Raw genomic sequence first — 26,557 nt, forward strand, 5'->3', positions numbered from 1 at the left:
TATGGATAAACACTACTGCATATTTGCTGACAATCTGTATATAGGTGAATCTGTGGATAATCCTGCTCTGGTGAGATGGAAGCTGACTCACGGTGCCGGTCAGTTTGGCATATATCTCATCACTCCGGCTCTTAATGGTATTGATCAGCTGGAGATCATCCATTGTGCCAATCTGAAACAGAAATACTACAGAGAGCATCCTGCGCTCATATATGGCATAGCTGCCGGCAAGGCAGAAGCCATAGACCTTTTGGTGACTATATCCGAAGAGGCATCTGCCTCAGGTATGGACGGGGACCTTTTGGGATATCTTAGGAGCAGTGGTGGGAAAGGAGAATAATGCCTGCGATACTATTTGGAATAATTAAATGGACAGGGATAGTAGTTGGCATTATCCTCTTACTACTACTAGTGCTTATCCTATTGATACTCTTCGTGCCTGTGAGATATGAGATCAGGGCCGTTTTGCCGCCTGACGGGGAGGGAGATATCCTGACGCGTTTTGGGGCAACTGCCAAAGTGAGCTGGCTCCTGAAAATAGTAAGGGGGAGACTCTTATTTGAAAACAAAGAGGTGTCCCTTTGGGCCAAGGCTTTGTTTTTTACCATTCTGCCTCGCGAGAGCAGGGAGGAAACAAAAGCTGAGCAAATGACAGATGCTGAGAGAGAAAAAGTGTCAGCGGCTATAGATGAGTCCGAAGAAAAGGATAATCTAATCTCTCCTAAGGCAGATACTGCAACTGAGATTGATATGCACCTGGATCTGGATGATACTCATACAGACAGTGTTTCTTATAATGAGCCTGATGATCAGGAAGAGAAAGCACCTAAAGCTGCAAAGCCTTCACGCGCTCTAAAATGGAAAATACCTGATCCTGTAAGCATTATATGGAATATTCTGGATAAGATCTTTTCTTTTATAGATATGATATTTAAGGCTGTGGATGCTCTGTGGACGCTCCTGAATGACACTGATGCCCTGGCCTCCAAAATCGAATATACATTGGAAAAGGGCTGTGTTAGAATAGAAATGATCAGGAGGCTCATAGAGAGCCCTGAATTTGAAAGAGGATTTGGCCTTGGCAAAAAGGGCATTTACAAGGTCCTGAAGGATATCATGCCCTGTAAGATCACAGGCGAAGTGACATACGGGATGGGAGATCCTGCTGATACAGCAAATCTGCTGGCAATAGCAGGTCCTATACTTGCCTATACAGATAACAGGCTTGATATCTATCCTGATTTTGACAGGAAATACCTGGATCTTGATATTGATATCAAGGGCAGGATAAGGATATTTGTTCTGTTGTATTGGGGCGCAGTGCTGTTTTTTAATAAGGATATCCGAGAGGTTATCCGAAGATTCAAGAAGATATTTGCCTGATGCCGGGGATTGGAGGAGAAATGGCTGAAAATAATTTTGATAATGTTGTTGATTCTTTGATGGATGGTATGAATCATCTTTTGTCCAGTAAGACTGTTATAGGCGAAGCTACAAAGCTTCCTGACGGTACCATGATACTTCCTCTTGTGGATGTATCCTTTGGCGTGGGAGCCGGCAGCAACAGTCAGGATAAGGCAAAGAAGGGACTGGGAGGCTTTGGTGCCAAGATGTCACCTTCAGCTGTGCTGGTCATCAAGAATGGTTCTACCAAGCTGGTCAATGTCAAGAACCAGGATGCAGTTACCAAGATACTGGATCTGGTACCGGATGTGGTCGATAAATTTACAGCATCAAAGCAGAATATGCCCTCTGATGAGGAAGCAGTAGATGCGGCCTTTGGAGAAGAGCTGTAATAAGTCCTGATAAAGGGGGACGGAGCCATGGATAAGATAAGCAGCGAAGATATAATCAAAAACGGAAACGAGAAGGATCTTGAAGAACTAAGGCTCTTCCTCTTTAAAGAGTGCTGCCGCCTTAAGAACAGAGAGAGTGCTCTAAATGACCAGTGGACGAAGCTGGAAAAGATGAGACAGGATCTGGCTGACGAGACAGCGGAGAGACTAAGGCAGCTCCAGGAGGAGCGGGCCGCTTTTGAACAGGAAGCTTCCATGTTTGATCAAAAGATGGCTATCCTTACCGATGGATTTAAGAAGCTTGAGGCTGACAGACAGCAGCTAAGGGCTCAGGAGAAGAAAATCTTATCTGACAGGAGGAGTCTCCTTGAAGATATGGCCTATATGGATGATGAGATACAGCGCAAATCCGCAGAGCTCATGTCTGTGCTCTTTAAAGGTGCTGAAGGCGAAGCTCAGCTCAAGAAGAGATACAGGGACCTGATGAAGATATTCCATCCCGATAATACGGATGGAGATACAGAGCTGGTACAGCTCCTTAATATCGAATATACAAGACTTCTTGATGAATTAGGTGACTATTATTGAATTTTTAAAAAAACTTCTTGCAAATAGTCCCGGTCTTTGATATAGTATCAATGTTGCGACTTGGTGTCGCACATTTATAAAATTGTTATGTAAATTAGCAGATTTCACATGGCTTATAAGGAGGTGTCAAAATGGCAAAGTGCGAAGTTTGTGGCAAGGGCGTTCATTTCGGTAACAACGTAAGCCATTCCCATAGAAGATCAAACAGAGCATGGAACGCAAATGTTCAGCGAGTAGCTGTTAAGATCAACGGCAATACACGCAGAATGAACGTATGCACCAGCTGTCTCAGATCTAATGCTGTAGAAAGAGCATAAGAGTATTTGAGTAGTACCAGGGGACATCTGAATAAGATGTCCCTTGTTTGTTATCGTAATATGATGACGTAAGGGTCAAAAGGAATTTTTGACACCTACCTCATATGATAAAATATTAGTCGTGACCAATAACAACTGACCAGGAGGATTCCTATGAAAGCTTCTACAATGAACACTCATATGGGAAATATATCCATTGATTCTGAGGTTATTGCCCAGTACGCAGGAACAGTTGCCATGGAATGCTTTGGCATCGTGGGTATGGCCAATGTCAGCATCAGAGACGGCCTTGTTAATCTGCTCCATAAGGACAATATGACCAAGGGTATCAATGTTGAAGTCAGCCAGAGCGGTAAGCTGATCCTCAACTTCCACGTGATCGTATCCTACGGCGTAAGTATTTCCGCTGTTGCAGATAATCTTATCGACAGTGTTAAGTACAAGGTCGAGGAGTTTACCGGACTTGAGATCGAGAAGATCAACATCTTTGTTGAAGGCGTCCGCGTGATTGACTGAATTTAGGAGGTTTTTGTTTTGAGTACAGTATCTATAGATGCCCTCAAGGTTGCCAGAATGTTCCTTCAGGGATCACAGAATCTTGAGAGCAAGAAGGACTGGATCAATCAGCTGAACGTATTCCCTGTTCCTGATGGAGATACCGGTACCAATATGACTATGACCATTATGTCTGCCGCAGGAGAGGTCTCCAAATGCGATCAGACAGATATGGCAGCTGTATGTAAAGCCATTTCATCAGGTTCCTTAAGGGGAGCCAGAGGTAATTCCGGCGTTATCCTGTCCCAGCTTCTCCGTGGATTTACCAAGGTAGCAGCAGAGCATGATACACTTGATGTCCAGATCCTTGCGGACGCATTTGACAAGTCTGTAGAGACAGCTTACAAGGCTGTTATGAAGCCCAAGGAAGGAACTATTCTCACTGTTGCGAAGGGAGCCTGTGATAAGGCCAGAGAGCTGGCTTCTGCCGGTGAGACTGATCTTGAAGTATTTGCTCAGAAGGTGCTGGAGTATGCAGAGGAAGTACTGGCTGCCACTCCTGATATGCTTCCTGTTCTTAAGCAGGCCGGCGTAGTTGATTCAGGCGGACAGGGTCTGGTAGAGGTCCTTAGAGGTGCCTGTGACTGCATCAACGGAAGAGAGCTGGTGATCACTGCTCCCGCCGCAGATGTTGCTCCCAAAGCTCCTGCCAAGATGGTAGAGAAGTCTGCACCTACAGAGATCAAGTTTGGTTATTGTACAGAGTTTGTCATCCTCTTAAAGCATGAGCTTAACAGCAAGCAGGAATCTGATTTCAGGACATTCCTGGGAGATATAGGTGATTCTATAGTCATGGTAGCAGATGATGAGATCTGCAAGATCCATGTACACACCAATGATCCCGGACTTGCTATACAGAAGGCTCTTATGCTGGGCCAGCTGTCCAATATGAAGGTGGACAACATGCGCATGGAGCACAGAGAGAAGCTCTTCCATATGAACAAGGACGGCAAGGCTGATGAGATCGATCAGGAGATCTCAGGCATGGCTGAGAGGACTATCCCTCAGACTGCTGAGAATGAATGGCCTGACGGCAATATCTCTCTTTCCGGCAAACATGTGGAGGCAGTTCTTAATGATGCTGCCAAGTGGGAAGATGACAAGGGCGAAGCTTTTGGAAGTCTTGAAGCTGCACAAGAGCCTGTAGAGGATGCCAAGGATTTTGGTATTGTGACAGTATGCGCAGGTGACGGCCTTGCTGAGATATTCAGAGGACTGGGTGCTGACTATGTCATATCAGGCGGTCAGACCATGAATCCCAGTACTGATGATATTCTCAGTGCTATTGAGAAGGTCAATGCCAGGACTGTGTTCGTATTCCCCAATAACAAGAATATTATCATGGCTGCCAACCAGGCAAGGGACCTGACAGAAGACAAGACTGTAATAGTGATTCCCACAAAGACAGTACCTCAGGGTATCACAGCTGCCATCAACTTCATTCCCGATATGTCTGCTGAGGAAAATGAGGAAGTGATGCTGGATGCCATATCCGGTGTACGTACCGGCGAAGTGACCTATGCCGTCAGAGATACCATGATCGATGACAGAGAGATCCACTCCGGTGATTATATGGGTATCGGTGATGATGGTATTGCTGCAGTAGGTACAGACATTCAGGATGTTACCTTTGAGATGCTGGAATCTATGGTTTCAGCTGAGACTGAGCTTATAAGTGTATATTACGGCTCTGACGTGGATGAAGTTGAGGCTGCAAGGCTTCGTGACAGGATAGAAGAGAAGTTTACTTCCTGTGATATCGAGCTTCAGTGCGGCGGACAGCCTGTATATTATTACATTGTATCTGCTGAATAAGTTTTAATATTATACCCCCGTTCAGGTTCATTCCTTAACGGGGGTTTACTTTTTATATATTTATTTGAAATTATAATGGGCTTTTTACTATTTTCTGAATCCGCTTCCTTTTTGTTTATGGATATTCTTTTTCTCCAGGTACATGGATTTATCTGCTTCTTCCAGCATATCATCCAGGACCTTGGGATATCCTCCTTTGACAAAGCAGCTTCCTATGGAAACTGATACAAGATAGGGCTTATCGGACATGTCATTAAGCTCATCAAAAGCTTTTCTCATTGAAAGGATCGCGTTGTCAGCAGCTTCTTTATCTGAGCATCTAAAGAGACATGCAAATTCATCGCCGCCGATCCTGGCAGCATAGCCTTTATCTTCAGCTTCTTTTGTAATGATCTCACCTACACATCTGATGGCGTGATCACCTTCTTCATGGCCAAATTCGTCATTGATCTCCTTGAGCCAGTTCAGATCAAGGTATAGCAGGAGCAGATGAGAGGCCATGCCCTTTTCTTCCTCTGCAAAAAGTTCGTAAGCTGCATCTGTAAAGCCTCTTCTGTTGAGTATTCCTGTGAGAGGATCGATCCTGGACAATTTATCAAGCTTGTCCGAAGTGACTTCATTGAGATGCAGGAGTGATATCATTCGTGCCGCGCAGCCGGCCTGGCCTGCAAGGAAGTCTCCATTGATATAGAGATCCTCGGTCATGTTGCAGATCAGGAAACCGTAGTATTCATTACCATAGAAGATAGGGAACATGACATATTGGTTCTTTTCGCCATTGCTGAGCTTTTTGAAGATTTCCTCCATGGTCATTTCCTGTTTTTTGGGAGAGCTGACTCTGCCGTCCCTGAGAATGGCCTTTAGCAGCAGCTTGTCAGGCAGTTCATATTCATCTCTGAAATCATGTATGAACATACGGGGCGTAAGACACAGCGCAGCCTTGTCAATACCAAGCCAGCCCAGGTCAGACAGGATGGCTGAGTAGCTCTTGTCATTTCCTGTTGTAAAGCTCATGGTGCGGCGGCAGAAGAGTCTCATTTCCTGCTCGTTGAGCATCTTTTCTCTGGTCAATCGTCCGTTTTCTTCATTGAGGGCTTTTACCATCTTTTTGAATACCAGACTAAAGACAGAATAGAGCCTGCTCAGAGAATCCTCGCTTTGATACTTGTGCCTGAGCTGCTGTTCAAGCTTGGTCAGATAGTTGATAGTGGAGCTTATATCCAGAAATGCGGTAGCTCCGGCCTTTTCTGTTGCGTCTGACAAGAGGTTTGATATATTAAAGAGCTGCTCATTAAAATCTTTTTCAGAATTTGAGGCAACTGCATTTTCAATGATGACAGGTATGGCATCATAGAGCTGCTTGTTTCTAAGGTACTCCTCGGTTTTGATAGAATGGCTGTTCCTAAGGAGGCTGCTGTTCATTGAATCTGAGGCGTAGTTAAGGTCGCTGACAATCTTGTTTGAGCCCTTACCAAAGGAATCTCTGATAATAAGAGGACAGGGGATCCTGAAATCTATGCGGTCAGAGAGAGGTGCATCACTGCATATCTTCTGCAGGAGAGATACGCACTCCATTCCAATACGCTGGGCATCAGCATGTATGGTGGAGAGGGAAGGAGAAGCATTTGCAGCGCCGCTCACATCATCAAAACCAAGGATATAAATATCTTTGCCGGGAGTCAGACCTCTGTAATACATCTCTTCATATACTGCAAGAGCTGTGTCGTCATTGGCACAGAATATTGCTTCCACGCCGGGGTTCTGATCCAAGATCATGGCTGTGCTCTTATCTTTATGTCTGGGAAGGAGGCAGCGGACGATCTGATCCTTTGTCACTTCCAGATCATGGGATTCCATAAAGGCGCAAAAGGCCATTTCTCTTTCCAGCATATCAGTATTCTCTGAGCTTCCTGCCAGGCAGGCGAATTTTCTAACACCCAACTTGTCATAGAGAAATTCCAGGCCTTCGTGCACACCCCTTGTGTTATCGTAATTTACGCTGTAATAGCCCTCCATATGCATACCGCATAATACAATGGGATAGTCCTTGAAGCCTTCAATAAAAGCTCTGAGCTTTTTTCTGGAGGTATAGTTGCCTATGGAACCGGCTGTGCAGATAAAGGCATCCACTCCGGCTTTTTTGGCTTCGTCAAAGAGTACCTGGTACTGATATTCAAAAGAAGATTCCTTTTGCAGGATATCATCCCTTACATCCAGGTATTTGCCGGGGAAAATGATGACATTGATACCTTCCATAAGGGCTCTGTCAACTGCGCCTCTGCATATCTGGCCTGAGTATTCTTCTGTTATACCGCTTGATAATATGCCTATAGTACGTATCTTCTTGTTCATAATGATCCCATATATGCTCGAAATAAATTATGTGTATACTTAATCAATTGGATAATAAGCATCAATATTAAATATATACTAAAAACAAATATTATTATATATCAAAATATACAGCATCTGTATGTACTATCGGCATTTTGAGCCTTATCCTTTAATTTGCTTTGAACATGTGGGCAAAATCTCATACAATGTTGTGGGGAGGATCATATGAACGAGGACTTTCTGTTTGAAGCCATTGATTCCATCAAGGGCATTGGAGATAAAACCAAAGCGGCATTTAATAAGGCCGGTATCTATTATATCAAAGACCTTTTGGCCTATTATCCCAGAAATTATGATACTTTCGAGGAAATTTTGCCTTCATCTGCGGCCAAGGCAGGTAATGTTTCGGCTTTCAGGCTCAGGATCAGTTCGGAGATCACTGTCAGGCATGTGAAGAATATGAGCATACTGACCTTTGAAGGAGCTGATAATGAGGGCGTGCTTAACATTACCTTTTTTAACCAGCCTTATCTGAAATCCAGTCTTAAAAGGGGAGGCTGGTATATCTTCAGGGGCCTTGTTAAGACAAAAGGAAGAAAGCTCGTCCTGCAGCAGCCTTCCATATACAAGCAAGAGGACTATGCTGCCCTTGAAGGTACCATGCAGCCTATATACCCATTGGTAAGCGGTCTCACCAATAATATGGTCAAGAAGGCCATGAAGATCGCTATAGAATATGTGTCTTATATGAAGGATACTCTGCCTGCAGAGCTAAAGCAAAGACATGAGCTTATGGAATACAGCGCAGCTCTTAAGGATATACATTTTCCCAAAAACAGAGACTCTTTTGACATGGCCAGAAAACGCCTTGCTTATGATGAATATCTGTTATTTATATTAAAATTAAAGCTCTTAAAGCTCTCAGGTAGCCCGGCGCTGCCAAAGGCGGTGATCAGACCGTCAGAGATCACAGACAGGCTGTCTGACAGCCTTCCCTATAAACTGACCACGGCCCAGAAAAGAGTCCTGTCAGAGATCAGAAGGGACATGTCTTCAGGTAGAGTCATGAACAGGCTGATCCAGGGAGACGTGGGCTGCGGCAAGACTATCCTGGCATTTATGGCCATGCTCGATACTGTATCCATGGGCCTTCAGGCGGCTCTCATGGCTCCTACAGAGGTGCTGGCAAGGCAGCATTATGAAGATATGCTGGAGATGACTAAAAAGTATGACCTGCCCTTTAAGCCTGTCTTTTTGGCCGGCAGTGTGACAGCTGCACAAAAGAAAAAGATCAGAAAGAGCATCATATCCGGTGAAGTCAATGTGATAATAGGGACCAATGCTCTGATACAGGATGCGGTGGAATACAAGGACCTGGCTCTTGTGATCACGGATGAGCAGCACCGCTTTGGCGTCAGGCAAAGGGAGAGATTTGCAGACAAGGGAGAGAAATGCCATGTCCTTGCTATGAGTGCTACGCCCATACCCAGGACTCTGGCTATTATCCTCTATGGTGACCTGGACGTATCCGTGGTTGATGAGAAGCCCGGGGAGAGGCTCCCTGTCAAGAACTGCGTAGTAGATACTTCCTACAGGCCTACGGCCTATAATTTTATAAAAAAGCAGGTAGCTCTGGGCAGGCAGGTATACGTCATCTGTCCCATGATAGAAGAGGGAGAGATGAATGATGTGGAGAATGTCACAGATTATACTGCTAAGCTCTCGCAAATTCTTCCTGACCTCAAGATAGCCATGCTAAACGGCAAGATGAAGGCTGCCGAGAAGGACAGGATCATGGAAGACTTTGCCCTTCATAATATTGACGTACTGGTATCAACGACAGTTATAGAAGTGGGCGTCAATGTGCCCAATGCCACTGTGATGATGATTGAGAATGCCCAGCACTTTGGTCTGGCCCAGCTCCATCAGTTAAGGGGCAGGGTAGGAAGAGGGAGCGAGCAGAGCTACTGCATATTTATCAACAGTTCTGAAGGGGAAGAAGCCGCCAAAAGGCTGGATATACTGGCAAAGTCCAATGACGGCTTTGTGATAGCGGAGGAAGACCTAAAGCAAAGAGGTCCCGGAGAGCTCTTTGGCATCAGGCAAAGCGGAGAGCTCTCTTTTAAAGCAGGTGATATATATGCTGATTCTGATCTTATCAGGCAGGCTGCTGCAGATGCCGCTAAGATACTGGAGTCTGATCCCGATCTGAGCAATAAAGAGCACAGCCTTATGAGGAAGGAAGTATATCTGCCCGTTATGGAAAGAGATGTGACCTTATGACTATAAATCCTTCCATAATTTGACAGTTACTGGCTTTGCGGGTAAGATAATTAAGTTGATAATATAGACGGAAAAGGAAAGGACACTTATGGCTAAGATTGCAGTTGTAACAGATTCCAACAGCGGGATCACACAGGCAAAGTCCAAAGAACTGGGTATTGAAGTCATTCCCATGCCCTTTAGTATAGCTGGCGTGGATTATTTTGAAGATATAAATCTTACACAGGAAGAGTTTTACCAAAAGCTTAATGATGATGAGGAAATCCTTACATCCCAGCCTTCACCTGAAGTGCTAATGAAGACCTGGGACAAGATCCTTGAAGATCATGATGAGATAGTATATATACCTATGAGCAGCGGTCTGTCATCCTCATGTCAGAGTGCCAGCATTTTTGCAGAGGATTATGACGGCAAAGTACAGGTTGTTGATAACCAGAGGATATCCGTTACTCAGAAATCTTCATGTCTGGATGCCTTGAAACTGGCAGCTGAGGGTAAGAGCGCGGTAGAGATCAAGGAGATACTGCTTGCTGATAAGTTTAATTCCAGCATCTATATTATGCTGGATACTCTTCATTACCTGAAGAAGGGCGGCAGGATCACACCTGCAGCTGCTGCACTGGGTACACTTCTCAGGCTTAAGCCTGTTCTTCAGATCCAGGGAGAGAAGCTGGATGCCTTTGCCAAGGCCCGTACCTCTTCTCAGGGCGAGAAGATCATGCTGGGTGCCATTAGAGATGATGCCATGAAGCGCTTTGGCGGGCTGGATCCTGATAATGTGAGGATATCTGCGGCTTATACTCAGGACAAGGAGAGAGCTGAGCATTGGAAGCAGGCCATAGAGGAGGCTTTCCCCGGTTTTGAAGTTGATATGGATCCCTTGTCACTGTCTGTATCCTGTCATATAGGCCCCGGAGCTCTTGCTGTTACAGTTACCAAAATACTTAAATGATAATTAATAGACCTGCAGATATTTTTTGTGCTGCAGGTTCTTTCTTATGAAGTTATACGAAGATATAAGATCTGTTAGGGGGAAACAATGCCAGATAAGAACGAATACGGCGCAGGCAGTATCACTGTCCTCGAGGGACTTGAAGCAGTCCGTAAAAGACCCGGAATGTACATCGGATCCACATCTACAAGGGGTCTGAACCACCTGGTCTATGAAATAGTAGATAATTCCGTGGATGAGCATCTTGCAGGCTACTGCACAGAGATACATGTCACTCTCTATGAGGACGGTTCAGCATCTGTAGAGGATAACGGACGAGGTATCCCTGTGGGTCTCCATGCCAAGGGCGTGTCTGCAGAGCGTGTGGTACTGACCATGCTTCATGCCGGAGGCAAATTTGATAACAGCGCCTACAAGACATCAGGCGGTCTCCACGGCGTAGGCTCCTCTGTAGTAAATGCTCTTTCATCCTGGATGAAGGTCAGGATCAAAGAGAATGGCTGCATATACGAAGACAGCTACGAAAGAGGTATCCCTACCACAGAGCTCATAGGCGGACTTCTTCCTGAAGTGGGTAAGACCAGAGAGCATGGTACCTGCATCTCTTTTCTTCCCGATCCCGAGATATTTGAGAAGACCCGTTTCCGCGAAGAGGATATCAAGAACAGACTTCACGAAACAGCATATCTTAATCCTGATCTCACCATCATCTATGATGACAGGAGAGAGGGCAGTATGGAGCATTTGGAATTCCATGAGCCTGACGGTATCAGGGGCTTTGTGGATGAGATGAACAAGAATGCCGAGGCTCTCCATGATATCGTATACATCAGCGGTGAGAGCGATAATATCTCTGTAGAGATCGCTTTCCAGTATGTTAATGATTTCCATGAGGATGTGCTGGGCTTTTGTAATAATATTTATAACTCAGAAGGTGGTACACATATCACCGGCTTTAAGACAGTATTTACCTCTATCATCAACTCCTATGCCAGACAGCTGGGTAATCTTAAGGACAAGGATGCCAATTTTACAGGTGCAGATGTGAGAAACGGCATGACTGCAGTTATCTCCATCAAGCATCCGGATCCCAGGTTTGAAGGCCAGACCAAGACCAAGCTGGACAACCAGGATGCTTCAAAGGCTGTATCCAAGATAGCAGGTGACGAGCTTACCAGATTCTTTGACAGGAACCTGGATACTCTTAAGGCTGTCATATCTTCAGCAGAAAAGGCTGCCAAGATCAGACGTACTGAGGAAAAGACAAAGACCAACCTCCTGTCAAAGCCCAAGTATTCCTTTGACAGCAACGGCAAGCTGGCTAACTGCATCAGCAAGGATGCAAAGATGTGCGAGATCTTTATCGTAGAGGGTGATTCAGCGGGCGGCAGTGCCAAGATGGCAAGAGATCGTCAGTATCAGGCCATTCTGCCTATCAGAGGTAAGATCCTCAACGTAGAGAAGGCTTCCATAGACAAGGTCCTGGCTAATGCTGAGATCAAGACTATGATCAATGCCTTTGGCTGCGGCTTCTCGGAAGGTTATGGCAATGACTTTGATATTTCCAAGCTCCGCTATGACAAGATAGTGATCATGGCCGATGCGGACGTGGATGGTGCCCATATAGCAACTCTTCTCCTAACGCTCTTTTATCGCTTTATGCCGGAGCTGATCCAGGAGGGACATGTATATATCGCCATGCCTCCTCTTTATAAGGTGGTACCGTCCAAGGGCAAGGAGGAATATCTCTATGATGACAAGGCTCTGGAGAGATACAGGGCCAGCCACAAGGGATCCTTTACTCTTCAGAGATACAAGGGTCTGGGAGAAATGGACCCGGGACAGCTCTGGGAGACCACTTTGGATCCCAAGACCCGTATGATGAGGGTTGTAGAGATAGACGATGCCAAGACCGCTTCACATATGACAGAGCTGCTCATGGGCAGTGAAGTACCACCCAGACGCGCATTTATCCATGATCATGCAGAAGATGCAGAACTGGATTTCCAGGCGTGATAAGAAGGATTTGATCGGGGGAAGAGAGATTAGTTATGGAAGAACAGCGTATTATCCGAAGTGAATATTCGGAGATAATGCAGAAATCATATATTGACTACGCTATGAGCGTAATCGTATCCAGGGCTCTACCTGATATCAGGGACGGCCTTAAGCCCGTTCAGAGGCGTACCCTCTATGATATGTATGAGCTGGGCATCAGATATGACAGACCTTATAGAAAAAGTGCCCGTATAGTAGGCGATACCATGGGTAAATATCATCCCCATGGTGACAGCTCCATATATGACTGTCTGGTTGTCATGGCCCAGAATTTTAAGAAGGGTCTGCCATTGGTAGACGGTCATGGCAACTTTGGTACCATAGAAGGCGACGGCGCGGCTGCCATGAGGTATACCGAGGCAAGACTGTCTAAGGTGACCCAGGAGAATTTTCTTGCTGACCTGGACAAGGATATAGTGGACTTTATACCCAATTTTGATGCCACTGAAAAGGAGCCCTCTGTACTGCCTGTTAAGATACCCAATTTTCTGATAAACGGCTCGGAAGGTATCGCGGTAGGTATGGCTACCAGTACACCGCCTCACAATCTGGCTGAAGTGATAGATGCCGAGATAGCCCTGATGCAGGATGAGACCCTCTCTACTGCCAAGCTGATGCACTATATCAAGGGACCTGATTTCCCTACAGGCGGTATAGTGATCAACAAGGACGAGCTAAGGGCTATTTATGAGACAGGCGAAGGCAAGATCAGGATCCGCGGAAGAGTAGAGACTGAGAAGGCAAGGAACGGTCATATCAACCTGGTGATCACAGAGATCCCTTATACCATGATCGGTGCAGGCATATCCAAGTTCTGTGCAGATGTGGCTGCTCTTGCTGAAAAGAAGATCACAAATGACATAATAGACATTTCCAACCAGTCCTCCAAGGAAGGTGTCCGCATAGTCATAGAGCTAAAAAAGGACACTGATGTTGAGAACTTTACCAATCTCTTATACAAGAAGACTAAGCTGGAAGATACCTTTGGTGTCAATATGCTGGCTATATCCGGCGGAAGACCTGAGACGCTGGGACTTAAGGCTGCTCTTCAGGCTTCCATTGATTTCCAGTTTGAGACCTCAGAGAGGAAATACAGGACTCTTCTGAAAAAGGAGCTTGAAAAGAAGGAGATCCAGGAAGGTCTTATCAAGGCTTGCAATGTTATAGACCTGGTAATAGAGATCCTAAGGGGGTCGAAGGACCGTCCTCAGGCAAAGAACTGCCTTGTAAACGGTGTGACAGAGGGAATTAATTTCAAGTCCAGAGAATCCAGAGTGATGGCTGAGCAGCTCCATTTTACAGAAAGACAGGCAGATGCCATCCTGGAGATGAGACTCTACAGACTCATAGGTCTGGAGCTGGATGCCCTGGTCAAGGAGCACGAGAATACTGTAGCTAATATCTACAGATATGAGGATATACTGGAAGACAGGACCAGCATGTCTATGGTCATCCAGGAAGAGCTCAGGGCTATCAGAAGCGAATACAAGACAAGGAGAAAGACAGAGATAGGCCAGTACGACGAGGCTGTTTATGAAGAAAAGCCCGAAGCCGAAATAGATGTTGCCTTTGTCATGGACAGATTCGGATATGCCAAGACTATTGATGCAGGAACCTATGACAAGAATCTTGAAGCTGTAAAGAGCGACTTTAAGTATCACTTTATTATGAAGAATACCGGTAAGGTCTGCATCTTTACCAGCAGTGGCCAGCTCCATACAGTCAAGGCTTCAGATCTGCCCCAGGGCAGGCTCAGGGACAAGGGTGTGCCTATTGACAATGTCTCAGGCTTTGATTCATCCAAGGAGACTATCATCACGGTCATGAGCCAGTCCAGCATCAACCTGTATAAGCTCCTCTTTGTAACAGCTGATGCCTATATCAAGCAGGTAGGCGGCGGTGAGTTTGATGTATCAAGAAGGACCGTTGCCGCTACCAAGCTTTCTGACAAGGATGAGCTGGTATGCGTTCATCCCATTAAGGGTGAGGAAAGCGTGGTATTAGAATCCGAAAACGGCTTTTGCCTCAGATTCCTCCTTGATGAAGTACCGGAACAAAAGAAGACTGCAGCAGGTGTACATGGTATGAACCTGGCAGCAAAAGATAAGATCAAAAATGCATATCTCCTTGGCGCTATGGAAGAAAGGACCGAGAAGATATCAGGAATAAAGACAGACCTTGGAAGCTTAAAGATAGCCGGCAGAAACGGCAAGGGCAGCAAGGTAAAGAAACAGAAAGGATAATCCTAATGAGAGTAATAGCAGGAGAAGCTAGAAGCGTACCACTTGTAACACCTGAAGGAGAAGATACAAGGCCTACCCAGGACAGGATCAAGGAAACACTTTTTAATATGATCCAGATGCAGGTGCCGGGCTCTATATTCATAGACCTGTATTCAGGAAGTGGTTCCATAGGAGTGGAAGCCATATCAAGAGGTGCTGCCCATGCTTATTTTGTAGACAGAGGCGTCAAGCCCATCAGCTGTATTACAGCCAATGTCCACAAATGCCATTTTGATGACAAGGCGACTATTATCAAAAAGGACGTATCCATTGCCCTCAGGTCTATTCACGAAAAGGAAGCGGATATAATATATATCGATCCTCCATATGACGGCGGACTTTATGAGCATACACTCAGAACTCTCTATTCCATGCCCTATGTCAGTGAATATACCATGATCATCTGCGAGGCTGATATTAACGAGGACTTCTCCTTTGCTGAGGGATTGGGCTATGAGATCACAAGAGAAAAACTCTACAAGAACAACAAGCATGTGTTCCTGAAGAAGAGAAATATAAACAGGGCGCTTTGATGGGAGGTAATTATGAAAGTAGCTGTTTATCCTGGATCCTTTGATCCTATTACTCTGGGGCACCTTGATATTATCCGCAGAGCATCAGTGATGTTTGACAAGCTGATCGTAGTCGTGATGAAGAACTCTGCCAAGACTTCATTGTTTTCGCCTGATGAACGTGTTAAAATGATAGAGGATTGTGTGGGGGATTTGGATAATATAACAGTAGATTCATATGATGGTCTGCTGATAGATTATTGCAAAAAGGAACAGATCCACATTGTTTTGAGGGGGCTGCGTGCTATTACTGATTTTGAGTATGAGCTGCAGATCGCACAAACTAATCGTGAGTTATCCCATAATAACGTCGATACTGTATTTCTGACCACCAATTTGATCTATTCATACCTTAGCAGCTCATCTGTTAAGGAGATAGCCGGATATGACGGAGATGTGTCCGGTATGGTTACGGAAAACGTGCTGGAGAGGCTGCGGGAGAAATACGGCCATAACAGCAAGGGGAATTAATTCTATATTTATGTGAGGAGCCTTTATGACCAACAAGATTGAACAGGTTATCGACGAGATCGAAGCATACATTGACGGATGCAAATCAGTACCTTTCTCCAATAACAGCATTATTGTGGACAAGGAACAGATCATGGAGCTGATCCGTGAGCTCAGGACCAAGACTCCTGACGAGATCAAGCGTTATCAGAAGATCGTATCCAATAAGGAGGCTATCCTGAATGATGCCAGGGGCAAGGCTCAGCAGCTTCTCGAAGATGCCAAGGCTCAGACCAATGAACTTATAAGCGAACACGAGATCATGCGCCAGGCTTATGATCAGGCCAGTGAGATCGTATCCTCTGCTGCAACCAAGGCGCAGCAGATCATAGACGGAGCAGGCAATGAAGCCAATAGTCTGAAGGCTCAGGCTGTTTCCTATACAGACCAGCTTCTGGCTGAAGTGCAGAATGTCCTGCAGAATTCCATCAATACTACCAATGCTCATTATGAGCAGCTGCTGACAGATTTTACCAGCTTCGAAGAAATGGTTAGATCCAACAGAGCAGAACTGGTTCCTCCGCAGCCTGTAGCTGCACCTGAGACTTATCCTATGCAGGATGGACAGACATATTTGGATCAGAGCACGGCTTTTGATCAGACTTATGACGCAGCTTCCCCAGCTGCAGCGGATAACGCAGGAGAGATGGCTGCTATTGCAGGCGCTGCAGAGCCGACTGTATAAAATCCATTAACATCATATGACGACTGGATATAGGCGGCCTGAGTAAAATCGGGCCGCATTATTTTATGCACAACATATGTGCCAATTAGGAGAGCTAATGCAAAGACTGGACAAATTTCTGGCTGACAGAGGCCTGGGTACAAGGAAGCAGATAAAGGATCTGATAAAGAATGGTACCATATCTGTTAACGGTGATGTGATCTATAAGGCAGACACTCATATTGATGAGACTACTGACCATGTGTATTACATGGGAGAAGAGCTTGTATACGAAAAAAACAGATATTATATATTAAATAAACCCTCAGGTGTGATCACAGCTACAAATGATAAAAGAGCTGCTACTGTCCTGGACCTCCTTGAAGGCGAGAATACAAAAGGCCTTTCTCCTGTGGGACGCCTGGATATAGATACAGAGGGACTCCTTATCATAACAGATGACGGTGCTTTGAATCATTACCTTCTAAGTCCCTCTCATCATGTTGAAAAGGAATATGAGGTACATCTGAGACATGATATAACAGACAAGGATATTGAAAAGCTCATAAAGGGCGTAGATATCGGTGATCGAAGGAAGGACAACAGCCCTGATATCACTCTTCCTGCAAAATGCAGAAGAGGAGAATATGGGGAAGGCGCAGATCCCGTAATATATCTGGCTATCTGCGAAGGACGTTTTCATCAGGTTAAGCGCATGCTGGAAGCTGTCGGCAATGAAGTGACAGCTCTAAAACGTGTCAGGATGGGAGGCCTTAGTCTCCCTGCGGACCTTGAGATATCTGAATACAGGAGACTCACAGCTGATGAGCTGACTCTCCTAAAGAAGACTGATGATTTAATCGTGGATAATTTGGAGGAATAATGAGAAAAGCAGTAAAGGGTAGCAGGACATATATAGACAGTATGAGAAGGTATACAGGCATCAGGACAGGCATCATAGCGGGTGTGATCCTGGCTATATTCATAGCAGGCCTGATGATCTTTGGCAACAGACAAAATGCTCTTACAATAATAGCTATAGTGCTGTGCTTGCCCGGTGCCTGGAGCGCGGTCAATCTCTATATGTATTTGAGAGCTCACAAGATCTCTGACAGGGCCCTCGAGAGGATCGAAGGAGTCAAAGAAGGTCTGTATGTCCTCTATGACCTGTGTATGACTTCAGAAAAGGGAAGCTATAATGTCTCTGCCATTACAGTAATGGAAAAGAATATCATAGGCTACAGCGAGGATGAGGATATGGATTCTCGTGACTGCCAGGAGCACATCAGAAATATGATAGCTCAGAGCGGCTATCATGACTATACCATCAAGATCTTTGACAATCTTGATAAGTTCTGTGACAGGCTGGGCGAACTGGAAAAGCTAAGGATAGCCCACAAGATAGATCCCAAAGCCGTAGAAGATGCCTGGGTACCCGGTACCAAGCAGACTGTCAGCGGAATATTGCAGAGTGTATCCTTATAAGAGGCGGGAAGCATTATGAAAGAGATCATAGTAGGTGATAATGAAGCCGGTAAGCGCCTGGACAAATTTCTGGGCCAGTATCTCTCTGAAGCCGGTAAGGGCTTTATATACAAGATGCTTAGAAAAAAGAATATAGTCCTCAACGGCCATAAGGCCGACGGCTCCGAAAAGCTTGCAAAGGGAGACAGTATAAGGCTCTGGTTCTCTGATGAGACCTATCTTAAGCTTGTAAATCCTGCTGCCAGGCAGTCTGAAACAGAAGGCGGCGTAGATGCGGCAGAGTATGAGAGAGCCTATTCCGAACTAAAGGGCATAGAGATCCTCTTTGAAAATAAGGATATAATGATAGTTAATAAGCCTGCAGGCATCCTGACTCAGAAGGCTGCAGCAGGGGATATATCACTTAATGAGTGGCTGATAGGTTATTTATTGTATAAAAATGCAATAATAGCTAAGGATCTGGCTTTTTTTAAGCCCTCTGTATGCAACAGGCTGGACCGTAATACTTCAGGACTGGTGATATGTTCAAAGAGCCTTACTGGAGCCAGAACAGCTGCCAGCCTTTTAAAAGACAGGAGTCTTAAGAAATACTACAGGACAGTGGTATCAGGTATCATCACAGAGCCTCTTGAGATCAGGGGTGTCCTGTCCAAGGATGAAAAGAATAATATCGTAAAGGTCAAAAATATCCAGTCTAAAGACCCTGCTGCCAATATAGACACAGCTATCGTGCCTCTGGCAGTAAATAAGGCTGACAAGCTCACATATATAGAAGTGGAGCTAAGAACAGGCAAGACTCATCAGATAAGAGCTCATCTGGCATCCATAGGTCATCCTCTTATAGGTGATTCCAAATACGGTGACAGGGAGCTTAACAAGGCCTTTAGAGACAGGTATGGGCTTAGATATCAGCTGCTCCATGCCTATAGAATGGAATTTCCGGGGGCTGATGAAGCTGCTCAGGAGATGGAAGATGAGCGCTCTGTATGGGACATGGTAATAGAATGTCCCCTTCCGCCTCTGGCAAAAAAAATCATAGAAGATCTGTTCTGATATATTGTGATCCGGCTGTTAACTGCATTTGACAGCTGCTTTTGCCTTTTCGTATGACTATATGTTTGTACTGTGATTTTGGAGGATATATATGGGGACTTGGACATCCAGAGGACTTAGAGGATCTGTTCTGGAAGAGATGATCAACAGGACCAATGAGAGCTATCTGGCCAGGGGCCTGGCTCTGATACAGAAGATCCCTACGCCCATTACTCCCATTAATATTGATAAAGAGACCAGGCATATCACCTTGGCATATTTTGACCAAAAGTCCACTGTGGACTATATTGGTGCGGTCCAGGGGATTCCGGTGTGCTTTGATGCCAAGGAATGCAGCGTGGACACCTTTACTTTGCAGAATATCCATCCTCATCAGGTAGCCTTTATGGAGAACTTTGAGAAACAGGACGGCGTGGCTTTTTTTCTCATCTATTTCACGGGAAGAGATGAATATTATTACCTGCCTTTCAGAGACCTAAAGGTCTTTTGGGACAGAAGAGAAAATGGGGGCAGAAAATCTTTTCGCTATGATGAACTTGATGAAATGTATTTTATTCATCAGAGCGTCGATGGCCTGGTTCCTTATCTGGAGCCTTTGGCACTGGATCTGAAGCAAAGAGAAGCTTGAAAACCGTAGCAAAATTAATGTTTCGCTTGATTAAATATAAGATTTTCTCTTCACTTTTACCATTTTAAGTGATATAATTCCTCTTGTTGCGTTCAACGCGTTAAAGTTTCGACGCTTTGCCGCAAATTATTACAGAGGAGCTATTTTACTATGGGAAATGAAGAATTCAAACCCTTTGTCCCGGCAGATAAGAAAGTATCTGAACTGACCGTGACATCTGTTATTATCGGTATTTTGCTGGCTGTTATATTCGGCGCTGCAAATGCCTATCTTGGTCTGCGCGTAGGCATGACCGTATCTGCATCTATTCCTGCAGCCGTTATTTCTATGGCTATTGTCAGGTATGTGCTTAAAAGAGATTCCATTCTTGAGAATAATATGGTCCAGACAATCGGATCTGCCGGCGAAGCAGTAGCTGCCGGTGCGATCTTTACAATGCCTGTACTCTTTTTATGGGCACAGGAGGGCGTGACAGGTAAGCCCAGTATCATCACTATCACAGCAATCTCATTGGTTGGTGGTATACTTGGCGTGCTCTTTATGATACCTCTTCGTAATGCTCTTATAGTCAAGGAGCATGGCAACCTTCCTTATCCTGAAGGAACAGCATGTGCAGACGTACTGCTGGCAGGTGAAGAGGGCGGCGAAGGAGCCAAGCACGTATTCATGGGCCTTGGCGTATCTGCTCTTATCAAGTTTATCGTAGATGGTCTTAAAGTCGCAGGCAGCGTTATCACTATCCCTGTAAAGGCTATGAAGACTGAGTTCTCCGGTGAAGTATATCCTGCACTTATTGGCGTAGGCTATATCTGCGGTATCAAGATCTCGTCCTATATGTTTGCAGGTGGTCTCCTTGGATGGTTTGTCCTGATCCCTGCTATTGTGACCTTTGGCGCTGACACCGTGCTTTATCCCGGTACTGTTACCATCGGAGAGATGTATGCAGCAAACGGAGCAGGTGCCATCTGGTCCTCTTATATTAGATACATCGGCGCCGGAGCAGTTGCCTTTGGTGGTATCGTATCTCTGATCAGAGTACTTCCTATGATCTTTTCAGCATTTACATCCTCAGTCAAGGATATGACATCTGCTGATAAGGTAACAGGAGACCTTCGTACCAACAAGAATCTCAGCAGCAAGCTGATCCTTGTTGTAACAGTGATCGTGGCTGTCCTTCTCTGGCTCCTGCCTGCTGTACCTGTTAATTTCATCGGAGCACTGCTGATCATCCTCTTTGGTTTCTTCTGTGCTACTGTATCCTCCAGAATGGTAGGACTGGTAGGCAGTTCCAATAACCCTGTTTCAGGTATGGCTATTGCTACGCTGCTGTTCTCTACACTGATCCTGAAGTCTACAGGTCTTACTGGTGCTTCAGGCCTTATCGGAGCTATCTGTATCGGTTCTGTTATCTGCATCATCGCAGGTGTTGCAGGTGATACTTCACAGGATCTTAAGACAGGTTACATCCTGGGCGCTACTCCCAGAAATCAGCAGATAGGTGAGCTTATCGGTGTTATCGTATCAGCCTTCACAATAGGCGGCGTACTCCTCCTTCTGGATAAGGCGTGGGGCTTTGGTACACCTGAACTGGCTGCACCTCAGGCTACACTTATGAAGATGATCACAGAAGGTGTTATGAATGGCAACCTTCCCTGGGCACTGATCATGATCGGTATCTTCGTAGGCGCTGCAATGCTGGTACTTAAAGTGCCGATCCTGCCTTTTGCTATCGGTCTGTATCTGCCTCTTGAGCTTTCTACTACAATCATGATCGGCGGTGCTATCCGTTATCTCATTGATCGTAGGAATAATGATTCTGAAGAGAACAGCGAGACCTCTCATGGTATCCTTTTCTGTTCAGGACTTATTGCCGGAGAGGGTCTTATCGGAATCGTACTGGCTATCTTTGCAGTATTTGGATTTGATAAGGTCATCAATCTCTCATCCGTGCTGAACCTTGGCACAGTTGGTGGTATCATTGTACTGGCTGCTATTGTAGCTCTCGTATTTAAGAGTGGTCTTAAGAAGAATGAAAAGTAATTATCTGGATTTTGTGCCAGTAAAGGCAAAGGACATACATCATACCTTTAGAGATAATGGCAATATAACCCTTCTTGTAAGTCATAATTCCATGGTCGACAAGATTGCCCAAAAAGTATTTCACAAGGCTCCTGTCTCTACAGTAGACCTGGACGAAAACGGCAGTACTGTCTGGTCTCTCATCGACGGCAAGCGTAGTATCTACGAGATAGGCCTTATAGTCAAAGAAAGGCTGGGAGAGAAGGCTGAGCCTCTCTTTCCAAGGCTGGTCCAGTTCTTCAAGCTGCTGGATGGCAATCATTATATCGAATTTAAAAAGTCCTAAACAAAAGCCTCCTTGCAGCGCAGCAAGGAGGCTTTTGGGTTATAGTGCAGCTGCAGAAGTTTTTTACACGTTCGCAGCACTTCAAATGGTGTTTTTCTAATTCTTCCGCAGACTTCATTTTAATGCGCCGCACTCGAAAGAAACTCGCATGGGCAAAGTATTATTATTATTTTCAATGGTCATATGCCCGCTGCGCGAGCATATACAATAAAAGAAATATCCCTCTCTTTAAGCAAGCTTAAGAGCCGGATATTTCTTTTATTTTTGGGTGCTAACGCCCCCAATGACCATTGAGCGTAAACTATCTGCTTTGCCATGCTCAAACAACTTTCTCGTGGGCGCTTTGAAGCCTGCGTATGAAGAATAAGAAAAACAAACCATTTGAGTGAATAGCTCACTTTGTAAAATAAATTCTGCAGCTGCAACGAATAGATTTTAAAATACTATAATTGTTTATTTTATGAGTTATAAATGTTATAATTATTTTCAGTATGAAGGAAAAACAATATATCGCTATTGATCTGAAAAGTTTCTATGCTTCCGTGGAGTGTCAGGAGAGGGGCCTTGACCCCCTTACTGCACGCCTTGTGGTGGCGGATACGTCCAGAACGGATAAGACCATATGCCTTGCAGTTTCGCCTGCCCTCAAGGCTTATGGGATATCGGGGCGTGCTCGCCTTTTTGAAGTGGAGCAAAGGATCAGGCAGATCAAATCAGAGACAGGCAAGGAAATAGACTACATAGCAGCCCCGCCCAGAATGCAGAAATACATGGAGTACAGCTCCATGATATACAGGATCTATCTGAAATATATAGCTCCTGAGGATATCCATGTATATTCCATAGATGAGGTATTCATGGATGTGACTTCTTACCTGTCTACCTATAAGATGACCGCCAGAGAGCTGGCTATGACCATGATAAGGGATGTGCTTAGCCAGACCGGCATTACAGCTACTGCCGGTATAGGGACCAACCTCTATCTGTGCAAGGTCGCCATGGACATTGTGGCCAAGCATGTGCCTGCAGACAAGGACGGCGTAAGGATAGCTGAGCTGGATGAGATGAGCTACAAGGAACAGCTCTGGGAACACAGGCCTTTGACAGACTTTTGGAGAGTGGGAAGTGGCTATGCCAGAAAGCTGGAATCCCATGGCATCTTTACTATGGGTGACGTAGCCAGATGTGCGCTGGCTAATGAAGATATACTTTATGATATGTTCGGTGTCAATGCAGAGCTCCTTATAGACCATGCCTTTGGCATAGAGCCGTCTACAATACCGGATATCAAGGCATACAAGCCTGTTAATAATTCACTTTCGTCAGGGCAGGTGCTTATGTGTCCCTATGATTACGACAAGGCATATCTCATTGTAAAGGAGATGACTGATCAGCTTTTTCTGGATATGACAGAAAAGGGGCTTGTTACAGATCAGCTGGGACTGGCCATCGGTTATGATATATCTAATCTTACGGATCCTGATATTTCACGGAAATACAAAGGAAATGTGGTAATGGATTATATGGGAAGGCTTGTTCCCGAGCATGCCAGGGGGTCTGTTAACCTGCCTTCATACAGATCATCCACAAGGGAGATCATGGATGCTATGGGCGGGCTTTATGAAAGGATCGTCAACAGGGACCTTCTCATCCGCAGGGTGAATATATCTGCAAACCGTGTGATAAGTGAAGCTGCCGCTATGGAACTGGAGCAAAATGAATTCGTACAGCTGTCCCTATTTGATAACATACCTGAGATGATGGATGAAAAGGACAAGCTTCGCAAAGAAAGGGACAAGGATATGAAAGCCAGGCAGGCTGTGGTCTCTATACGGCAAAAGTATGGTAAGAATGCCATCCTGAAAGGAATGGATCTGCAAGAGGGGGCTCAGACCATTAACAGGAACTCCCAGATTGGTGGCCACAAAGCTTAGAAGAAGAAATATAAGGGATTATTATGTATAATACTAATGGTGAATTTAAATATTCTGATATCATTAATGAGAAGAGGCCTGTATCTGCTAAGCATCCGCCTATGCCTATGGATAAGAGAGCTGCTCAGTTCTCGCCTTTTGCGGCGCTCACCGGATATGAGGACTCAATAGACAGCGCAAGGCTCCTCTTTTTTGAAGAAAATGCCAAAAGCGGTGAATACAGAGATGATCTGCCTGATGACATATGATTTACTTAGATTACATGTATTAAAGAAAAAGGTACTGACATGAATTTTATGGATCATTATACCAATTACATAAATAGTGGAGATACCGACACCAGGTCTGCCATCATGTCTATGACAGAAGTGGTCAAAAAAGACGTGGAAGCCGGTGATAAGGAGCGCTGCAGGGAGGATATGAGACGGCTCTACGCATATCTTAACGGTTCAGATATAGACGAGGATTCTCAAAAGTCTATCATCAGCTCTGTCATGGTGCTCAGCTCCTTGCAGGACAGGGCCTGGTTTCGAAGCGAGTTTGCAGGATATCTGTCTTTTATAAGCAATGATTTTTACCTTAAGACAGCTGAACTGGACAGAGTACTGGATGCTGCCAGGGCTTCGGAGGAGTCTTATAGGTTCTTTGACGATAAGGAGATGGACATCTTTATCAAAAGGGTGATCCCTCTTATTGCAGATCATTATTATGGAGAGGGAAAGGCTCCAGATAATAGCGGTGATTACTATATCAACAAGTGGTATCTCTTGAAATATATGGAAGAGGAGCAAGGAGACCTTGCCCTTCTCCAAAAAGATTATCCAGGGCTCTATAAATGCGTAGAAGATATAGGAAATACAAGCACTTCGTACAGATCATTGGAGATAGAATATCTGAAGAAGATCAAAGGCGTAACAGCGCCGGGCATCGATCTCTACAGGAGACTTATATCATCATATTATGATAATATGCAAAAGATATATCCCCAGCGCAAAGATGAATATGATCAAAAGAGAATTCTTTGGGATAAGGCTTCCGGTAACGATCATTGCCCCTGCGGCAGCGGACGTAAATTCAAAAAATGTCATGGCAACCTGATCTGAAAACTTAAGTGCCTCGAACGAGGAAACTAACTTTCTAAGCAGCGTCATATATTCCCCTTGACAAGGCTGGGCCTGGCCTGTATACTCGAATTTATCTAATTAGTGAAGTAGCACGTTACTATGGTAAAGCGTTTCGAAAGGATAATATGAGCAGAGAATTAGTCCATACCCCTGAAGGCGTCAGAGATGTTTATGGCCGTGAGTCTTATGAGAGAACAGCCATCAGTTCCAGGATACTGGAGACCATGCACAGATTCGGCTATGAGAATATCATGACTCCCGCCTTTGAGTTTTTTGATGTATTTGCCAAAGAGATCAGTCAGGCCAGTGCCAAGGATCTCTACAAGTTCTTTGATAATGAAGGCAACACTCTGGTCCTGAGACCTGATTTTACCCCTTCTGTTGCCAGATGTATTGCCAAATATTATATGGATGCCAATGATCCTGTAAGGATCTGTTACAACGGCAATATCTATATCAATACCCATAGGCTTCAGGGTAAGCTCAGAGAGCATACTCAGCTGGGCGCAGAGCTTATGTGTGATGACAGCATACATGCAGATGCTGAGATGATAGCCATGATGATCGAATCTGTTAGAAATACAGGTCTTAAGGATTTTATCGTGACCTTGTCTGATGCGGATTATTACATGGGCATCGTGCAGGAGTCCGGTATAGATGATGAGACAGAGGAGAAGCTTAGAAGCCTTATAGAGGGCAGGAATTTCTATGCTGCATCAGATCTCATCGTTACTGCCACAGGCAATGAGAAATACAGAGAGACCATCGCAGATATGCAGCAGCTCCATGATACAAAAGGCCTCCTTAGGGCTGCAGACAAGGTAAAGAGCGACAGAGCCAAGGCCAGTGTATGCAGGCTCCTTGAGATATACAGGGTGCTGTCCTTGTATGGTCTTGGTGATTACGTTTCCTTTGATCTGGCTATGCTCTCTGAGTACAACTATTATACAGGCGTCATCTTCAGGACTTATACCTACGGCGTAGGTGATGCTATTGCCAAGGGCGGTAGATATGATTCACTATTGTCCAAATTTGGCAAGGACGCTGCGGCTATCGGATTTATGATTGATCTGGAGTACCTCATGAGCGCACTTTACAGTCAGAAGATTGAGATCAATTGCTGCAAAGAGCCTGAGATTGTTGAATATACTGATGATGATTTTGAAGAAAAGCTGAAAAATGTTCAGGAAAGAAGGGCAAAGGGAGAGCATCTCCTTTTGATTCACAGATAAGGAGAGGACA

25 protein-coding genes are annotated in these 26,557 nt (G+C 45.0%); 24 read left to right on the plus strand and 1 reads right to left on the minus strand.

The features are described from left to right. The first annotated feature begins 1 nt into the window (after position 1). The 7 genes from G636_RS0114510 to G636_RS0114540 all read left to right on the plus strand — a co-directional run bounded on the left by G636_RS0114510 (position 2) and on the right by G636_RS0114540 (position 5,071). Positions 2 to 340 (plus strand): hypothetical protein, encoded by a 339-nt coding sequence (locus tag G636_RS0114510; RefSeq protein WP_026508628.1) that lies wholly within the window; start codon positions 2 to 4, stop codon positions 338 to 340. Beyond that, entirely contained in the window at positions 340 to 1,383 is a 1,044-nt protein-coding gene (locus tag G636_RS0114515; protein WP_026508629.1) for a DUF2953 domain-containing protein, read from the plus strand. The genes G636_RS0114510 and G636_RS0114515 overlap by 1 nt, the downstream gene beginning before the upstream one ends. A gap of 20 nt (positions 1,384 to 1,403) precedes the next feature. Continuing rightward, on the plus strand, positions 1,404 to 1,796 hold the full coding sequence (locus G636_RS0114520) for a GerW family sporulation protein (RefSeq protein WP_026508630.1): 393 nt from the start codon (positions 1,404 to 1,406) through the stop codon (positions 1,794 to 1,796). 27 nt (positions 1,797 to 1,823) lie between these two features. Further along, entirely contained in the window at positions 1,824 to 2,384 is a 561-nt protein-coding gene (locus G636_RS0114525; RefSeq protein ID WP_026508631.1) for a hypothetical protein, read from the plus strand. Between the two features lie 131 nt (positions 2,385 to 2,515). Beyond that, entirely contained in the window at positions 2,516 to 2,701 is a 186-nt protein-coding gene (rpmB, locus tag G636_RS0114530) for a 50S ribosomal protein L28 (RefSeq protein ID WP_026508632.1), read from the plus strand. A gap of 153 nt (positions 2,702 to 2,854) precedes the next feature. Continuing rightward, on the plus strand, positions 2,855 to 3,217 hold the full coding sequence (locus G636_RS0114535) for an Asp23/Gls24 family envelope stress response protein (RefSeq protein WP_026508633.1): 363 nt from the start codon (positions 2,855 to 2,857) through the stop codon (positions 3,215 to 3,217). An 18-nt stretch (positions 3,218 to 3,235) separates the two neighbouring features. Then, positions 3,236 to 5,071: a DAK2 domain-containing protein gene (locus G636_RS0114540; protein WP_026508634.1), complete on the plus strand. Its 1,836-nt coding sequence runs from the start codon at positions 3,236 to 3,238 to the stop codon at positions 5,069 to 5,071. 87 nt (positions 5,072 to 5,158) lie between these two features. Here the strand turns inward: G636_RS0114540 and G636_RS0114545 are convergent, their stop codons facing one another. Next, entirely contained in the window at positions 5,159 to 7,423 is a 2,265-nt protein-coding gene (locus G636_RS0114545) for a diguanylate cyclase domain-containing protein (RefSeq protein WP_026508635.1), read from the minus strand. A gap of 207 nt (positions 7,424 to 7,630) precedes the next feature. Between G636_RS0114545 and recG the strand changes: the two genes are divergently transcribed. The 17 genes from recG (at position 7,631) to hisZ (ending at position 26,547) form a co-directional block, all read left to right on the plus strand. Continuing rightward, positions 7,631 to 9,688 carry an ATP-dependent DNA helicase RecG gene (gene recG, locus G636_RS0114550; RefSeq protein ID WP_026508636.1) on the plus strand — a complete coding sequence of 686 codons (2,058 nt, stop codon included), beginning with the start codon at positions 7,631 to 7,633 and terminating at the stop codon, positions 9,686 to 9,688. A gap of 88 nt (positions 9,689 to 9,776) precedes the next feature. Further along, entirely contained in the window at positions 9,777 to 10,640 is an 864-nt protein-coding gene (locus G636_RS0114555; RefSeq protein WP_026508637.1) for a DegV family protein, read from the plus strand. A gap of 87 nt (positions 10,641 to 10,727) precedes the next feature. Beyond that, on the plus strand, positions 10,728 to 12,656 hold the full coding sequence (locus G636_RS0114560) for a DNA gyrase/topoisomerase IV subunit B (RefSeq protein WP_026508638.1): 1,929 nt from the start codon (positions 10,728 to 10,730) through the stop codon (positions 12,654 to 12,656). 35 nt (positions 12,657 to 12,691) lie between these two features. Further along, complete coding sequence (locus tag G636_RS0114565) at positions 12,692 to 14,941, plus strand: DNA gyrase/topoisomerase IV subunit A (protein ID WP_026508639.1); 2,250 nt, start codon at positions 12,692 to 12,694, stop codon at positions 14,939 to 14,941. 5 nt (positions 14,942 to 14,946) lie between these two features. Next, a complete protein-coding gene (rsmD, locus tag G636_RS0114570; protein ID WP_026508640.1) occupies positions 14,947 to 15,513 on the plus strand; it encodes a 16S rRNA (guanine(966)-N(2))-methyltransferase RsmD in 567 nt (188 codons plus the stop codon). A gap of 12 nt (positions 15,514 to 15,525) precedes the next feature. Next, the gene (coaD, locus tag G636_RS0114575) at positions 15,526 to 16,023 is read left to right on the plus strand and encodes a pantetheine-phosphate adenylyltransferase (RefSeq protein WP_026508641.1); all 498 of its coding nucleotides are present in this window, start codon (positions 15,526 to 15,528) and stop codon (positions 16,021 to 16,023) included. 25 nt (positions 16,024 to 16,048) lie between these two features. Further along, positions 16,049 to 16,747, plus strand: coding sequence for a hypothetical protein (locus G636_RS18820; RefSeq protein WP_196803123.1), 699 nt, complete (start codon positions 16,049 to 16,051; stop codon positions 16,745 to 16,747). 97 nt (positions 16,748 to 16,844) lie between these two features. Then, the gene (locus G636_RS18825) at positions 16,845 to 17,609 is read left to right on the plus strand and encodes a pseudouridine synthase (protein WP_051227056.1); all 765 of its coding nucleotides are present in this window, start codon (positions 16,845 to 16,847) and stop codon (positions 17,607 to 17,609) included. Next, positions 17,609 to 18,211 carry a hypothetical protein gene (locus G636_RS0114590; RefSeq protein WP_026508642.1) on the plus strand — a complete coding sequence of 201 codons (603 nt, stop codon included), beginning with the start codon at positions 17,609 to 17,611 and terminating at the stop codon, positions 18,209 to 18,211. Before G636_RS18825 ends, G636_RS0114590 begins: the two co-directional genes overlap by 1 nt. Before the next feature lie 15 nt (positions 18,212 to 18,226). Then, positions 18,227 to 19,264 (plus strand): RluA family pseudouridine synthase, encoded by a 1,038-nt coding sequence (locus tag G636_RS0114595; protein ID WP_026508643.1) that lies wholly within the window; start codon positions 18,227 to 18,229, stop codon positions 19,262 to 19,264. Positions 19,265 to 19,355: 91 nt separating this feature from the next. After that, complete coding sequence (locus G636_RS0114600; protein ID WP_026508644.1) at positions 19,356 to 19,892, plus strand: Holliday junction resolvase RecU; 537 nt, start codon at positions 19,356 to 19,358, stop codon at positions 19,890 to 19,892. A gap of 150 nt (positions 19,893 to 20,042) precedes the next feature. Next, positions 20,043 to 21,932 carry an OPT family oligopeptide transporter gene (locus G636_RS0114605; RefSeq protein ID WP_026508645.1) on the plus strand — a complete coding sequence of 630 codons (1,890 nt, stop codon included), beginning with the start codon at positions 20,043 to 20,045 and terminating at the stop codon, positions 21,930 to 21,932. Beyond that, positions 21,922 to 22,257, plus strand: coding sequence for a PqqD family protein (locus G636_RS0114610; RefSeq protein ID WP_026508646.1), 336 nt, complete (start codon positions 21,922 to 21,924; stop codon positions 22,255 to 22,257). Before G636_RS0114605 ends, G636_RS0114610 begins: the two co-directional genes overlap by 11 nt. A gap of 491 nt (positions 22,258 to 22,748) precedes the next feature. After that, on the plus strand, positions 22,749 to 24,191 hold the full coding sequence (locus tag G636_RS0114615; protein ID WP_026508647.1) for a Y-family DNA polymerase: 1,443 nt from the start codon (positions 22,749 to 22,751) through the stop codon (positions 24,189 to 24,191). A 23-nt stretch (positions 24,192 to 24,214) separates the two neighbouring features. Then, positions 24,215 to 24,439 carry a hypothetical protein gene (locus G636_RS18830; RefSeq protein WP_035779813.1) on the plus strand — a complete coding sequence of 75 codons (225 nt, stop codon included), beginning with the start codon at positions 24,215 to 24,217 and terminating at the stop codon, positions 24,437 to 24,439. A gap of 39 nt (positions 24,440 to 24,478) precedes the next feature. After that, positions 24,479 to 25,294 (plus strand): YecA/YgfB family protein, encoded by an 816-nt coding sequence (locus G636_RS0114625; RefSeq protein WP_026508648.1) that lies wholly within the window; start codon positions 24,479 to 24,481, stop codon positions 25,292 to 25,294. Between the two features lie 146 nt (positions 25,295 to 25,440). Continuing rightward, on the plus strand, positions 25,441 to 26,547 hold the full coding sequence (gene hisZ / locus G636_RS0114630) for an ATP phosphoribosyltransferase regulatory subunit (RefSeq protein WP_026508649.1): 1,107 nt from the start codon (positions 25,441 to 25,443) through the stop codon (positions 26,545 to 26,547). Positions 26,548 to 26,557 lie beyond the last annotated feature (10 nt).

Source organism: Butyrivibrio sp. MC2013 (genome assembly GCF_000424585.1).
GTDB lineage: Bacteria > Bacillota > Clostridia > Lachnospirales > Lachnospiraceae > Butyrivibrio.

What these genes read in the sequence shown, in the direction of transcription:
- G636_RS0114615 (WP_026508647.1), top strand. Translation starts at nt 22,749, where the DNA reads ATGAAGGAAAAACAATATATCGCTATTGATCTGAAAAGTTTCTATGCT.
- G636_RS18825 (WP_051227056.1), top strand. Translation starts at nt 16,845, where the DNA reads ATGCAAAGACTGGACAAATTTCTGGCTGACAGAGGCCTGGGTACAAGG.
- rsmD (WP_026508640.1), top strand. Translation starts at nt 14,947, where the DNA reads ATGAGAGTAATAGCAGGAGAAGCTAGAAGCGTACCACTTGTAACACCT.
- G636_RS0114590 (WP_026508642.1), top strand. Translation starts at nt 17,609, where the DNA reads ATGAGAAAAGCAGTAAAGGGTAGCAGGACATATATAGACAGTATGAGA.
- coaD (WP_026508641.1), top strand. Translation starts at nt 15,526, where the DNA reads ATGAAAGTAGCTGTTTATCCTGGATCCTTTGATCCTATTACTCTGGGG.
- recG (WP_026508636.1), top strand. Translation starts at nt 7,631, where the DNA reads ATGAACGAGGACTTTCTGTTTGAAGCCATTGATTCCATCAAGGGCATT.
- G636_RS0114565 (WP_026508639.1), top strand. Translation starts at nt 12,692, where the DNA reads ATGGAAGAACAGCGTATTATCCGAAGTGAATATTCGGAGATAATGCAG.
- G636_RS0114605 (WP_026508645.1), top strand. Translation starts at nt 20,043, where the DNA reads ATGGGAAATGAAGAATTCAAACCCTTTGTCCCGGCAGATAAGAAAGTA.
- G636_RS0114600 (WP_026508644.1), top strand. Translation starts at nt 19,356, where the DNA reads ATGGGGACTTGGACATCCAGAGGACTTAGAGGATCTGTTCTGGAAGAG.
- G636_RS0114510 (WP_026508628.1), top strand. Translation starts at nt 2, where the DNA reads ATGGATAAACACTACTGCATATTTGCTGACAATCTGTATATAGGTGAA.
- G636_RS0114625 (WP_026508648.1), top strand. Translation starts at nt 24,479, where the DNA reads ATGAATTTTATGGATCATTATACCAATTACATAAATAGTGGAGATACC.
- G636_RS0114545 (WP_026508635.1), bottom strand. Translation starts at nt 7,423, where the DNA reads ATGAACAAGAAGATACGTACTATAGGCATATTATCAAGCGGTATAACA.
- G636_RS0114555 (WP_026508637.1), top strand. Translation starts at nt 9,777, where the DNA reads ATGGCTAAGATTGCAGTTGTAACAGATTCCAACAGCGGGATCACACAG.
- G636_RS18830 (WP_035779813.1), top strand. Translation starts at nt 24,215, where the DNA reads ATGTATAATACTAATGGTGAATTTAAATATTCTGATATCATTAATGAG.
- G636_RS0114535 (WP_026508633.1), top strand. Translation starts at nt 2,855, where the DNA reads ATGAAAGCTTCTACAATGAACACTCATATGGGAAATATATCCATTGAT.
- G636_RS0114610 (WP_026508646.1), top strand. Translation starts at nt 21,922, where the DNA reads ATGAAAAGTAATTATCTGGATTTTGTGCCAGTAAAGGCAAAGGACATA.
- G636_RS0114595 (WP_026508643.1), top strand. Translation starts at nt 18,227, where the DNA reads ATGAAAGAGATCATAGTAGGTGATAATGAAGCCGGTAAGCGCCTGGAC.
- rpmB (WP_026508632.1), top strand. Translation starts at nt 2,516, where the DNA reads ATGGCAAAGTGCGAAGTTTGTGGCAAGGGCGTTCATTTCGGTAACAAC.
- G636_RS18820 (WP_196803123.1), top strand. Translation starts at nt 16,049, where the DNA reads ATGACCAACAAGATTGAACAGGTTATCGACGAGATCGAAGCATACATT.
- hisZ (WP_026508649.1), top strand. Translation starts at nt 25,441, where the DNA reads ATGAGCAGAGAATTAGTCCATACCCCTGAAGGCGTCAGAGATGTTTAT.
- G636_RS0114560 (WP_026508638.1), top strand. Translation starts at nt 10,728, where the DNA reads ATGCCAGATAAGAACGAATACGGCGCAGGCAGTATCACTGTCCTCGAG.
- G636_RS0114525 (WP_026508631.1), top strand. Translation starts at nt 1,824, where the DNA reads ATGGATAAGATAAGCAGCGAAGATATAATCAAAAACGGAAACGAGAAG.
- G636_RS0114520 (WP_026508630.1), top strand. Translation starts at nt 1,404, where the DNA reads ATGGCTGAAAATAATTTTGATAATGTTGTTGATTCTTTGATGGATGGT.
- G636_RS0114515 (WP_026508629.1), top strand. Translation starts at nt 340, where the DNA reads ATGCCTGCGATACTATTTGGAATAATTAAATGGACAGGGATAGTAGTT.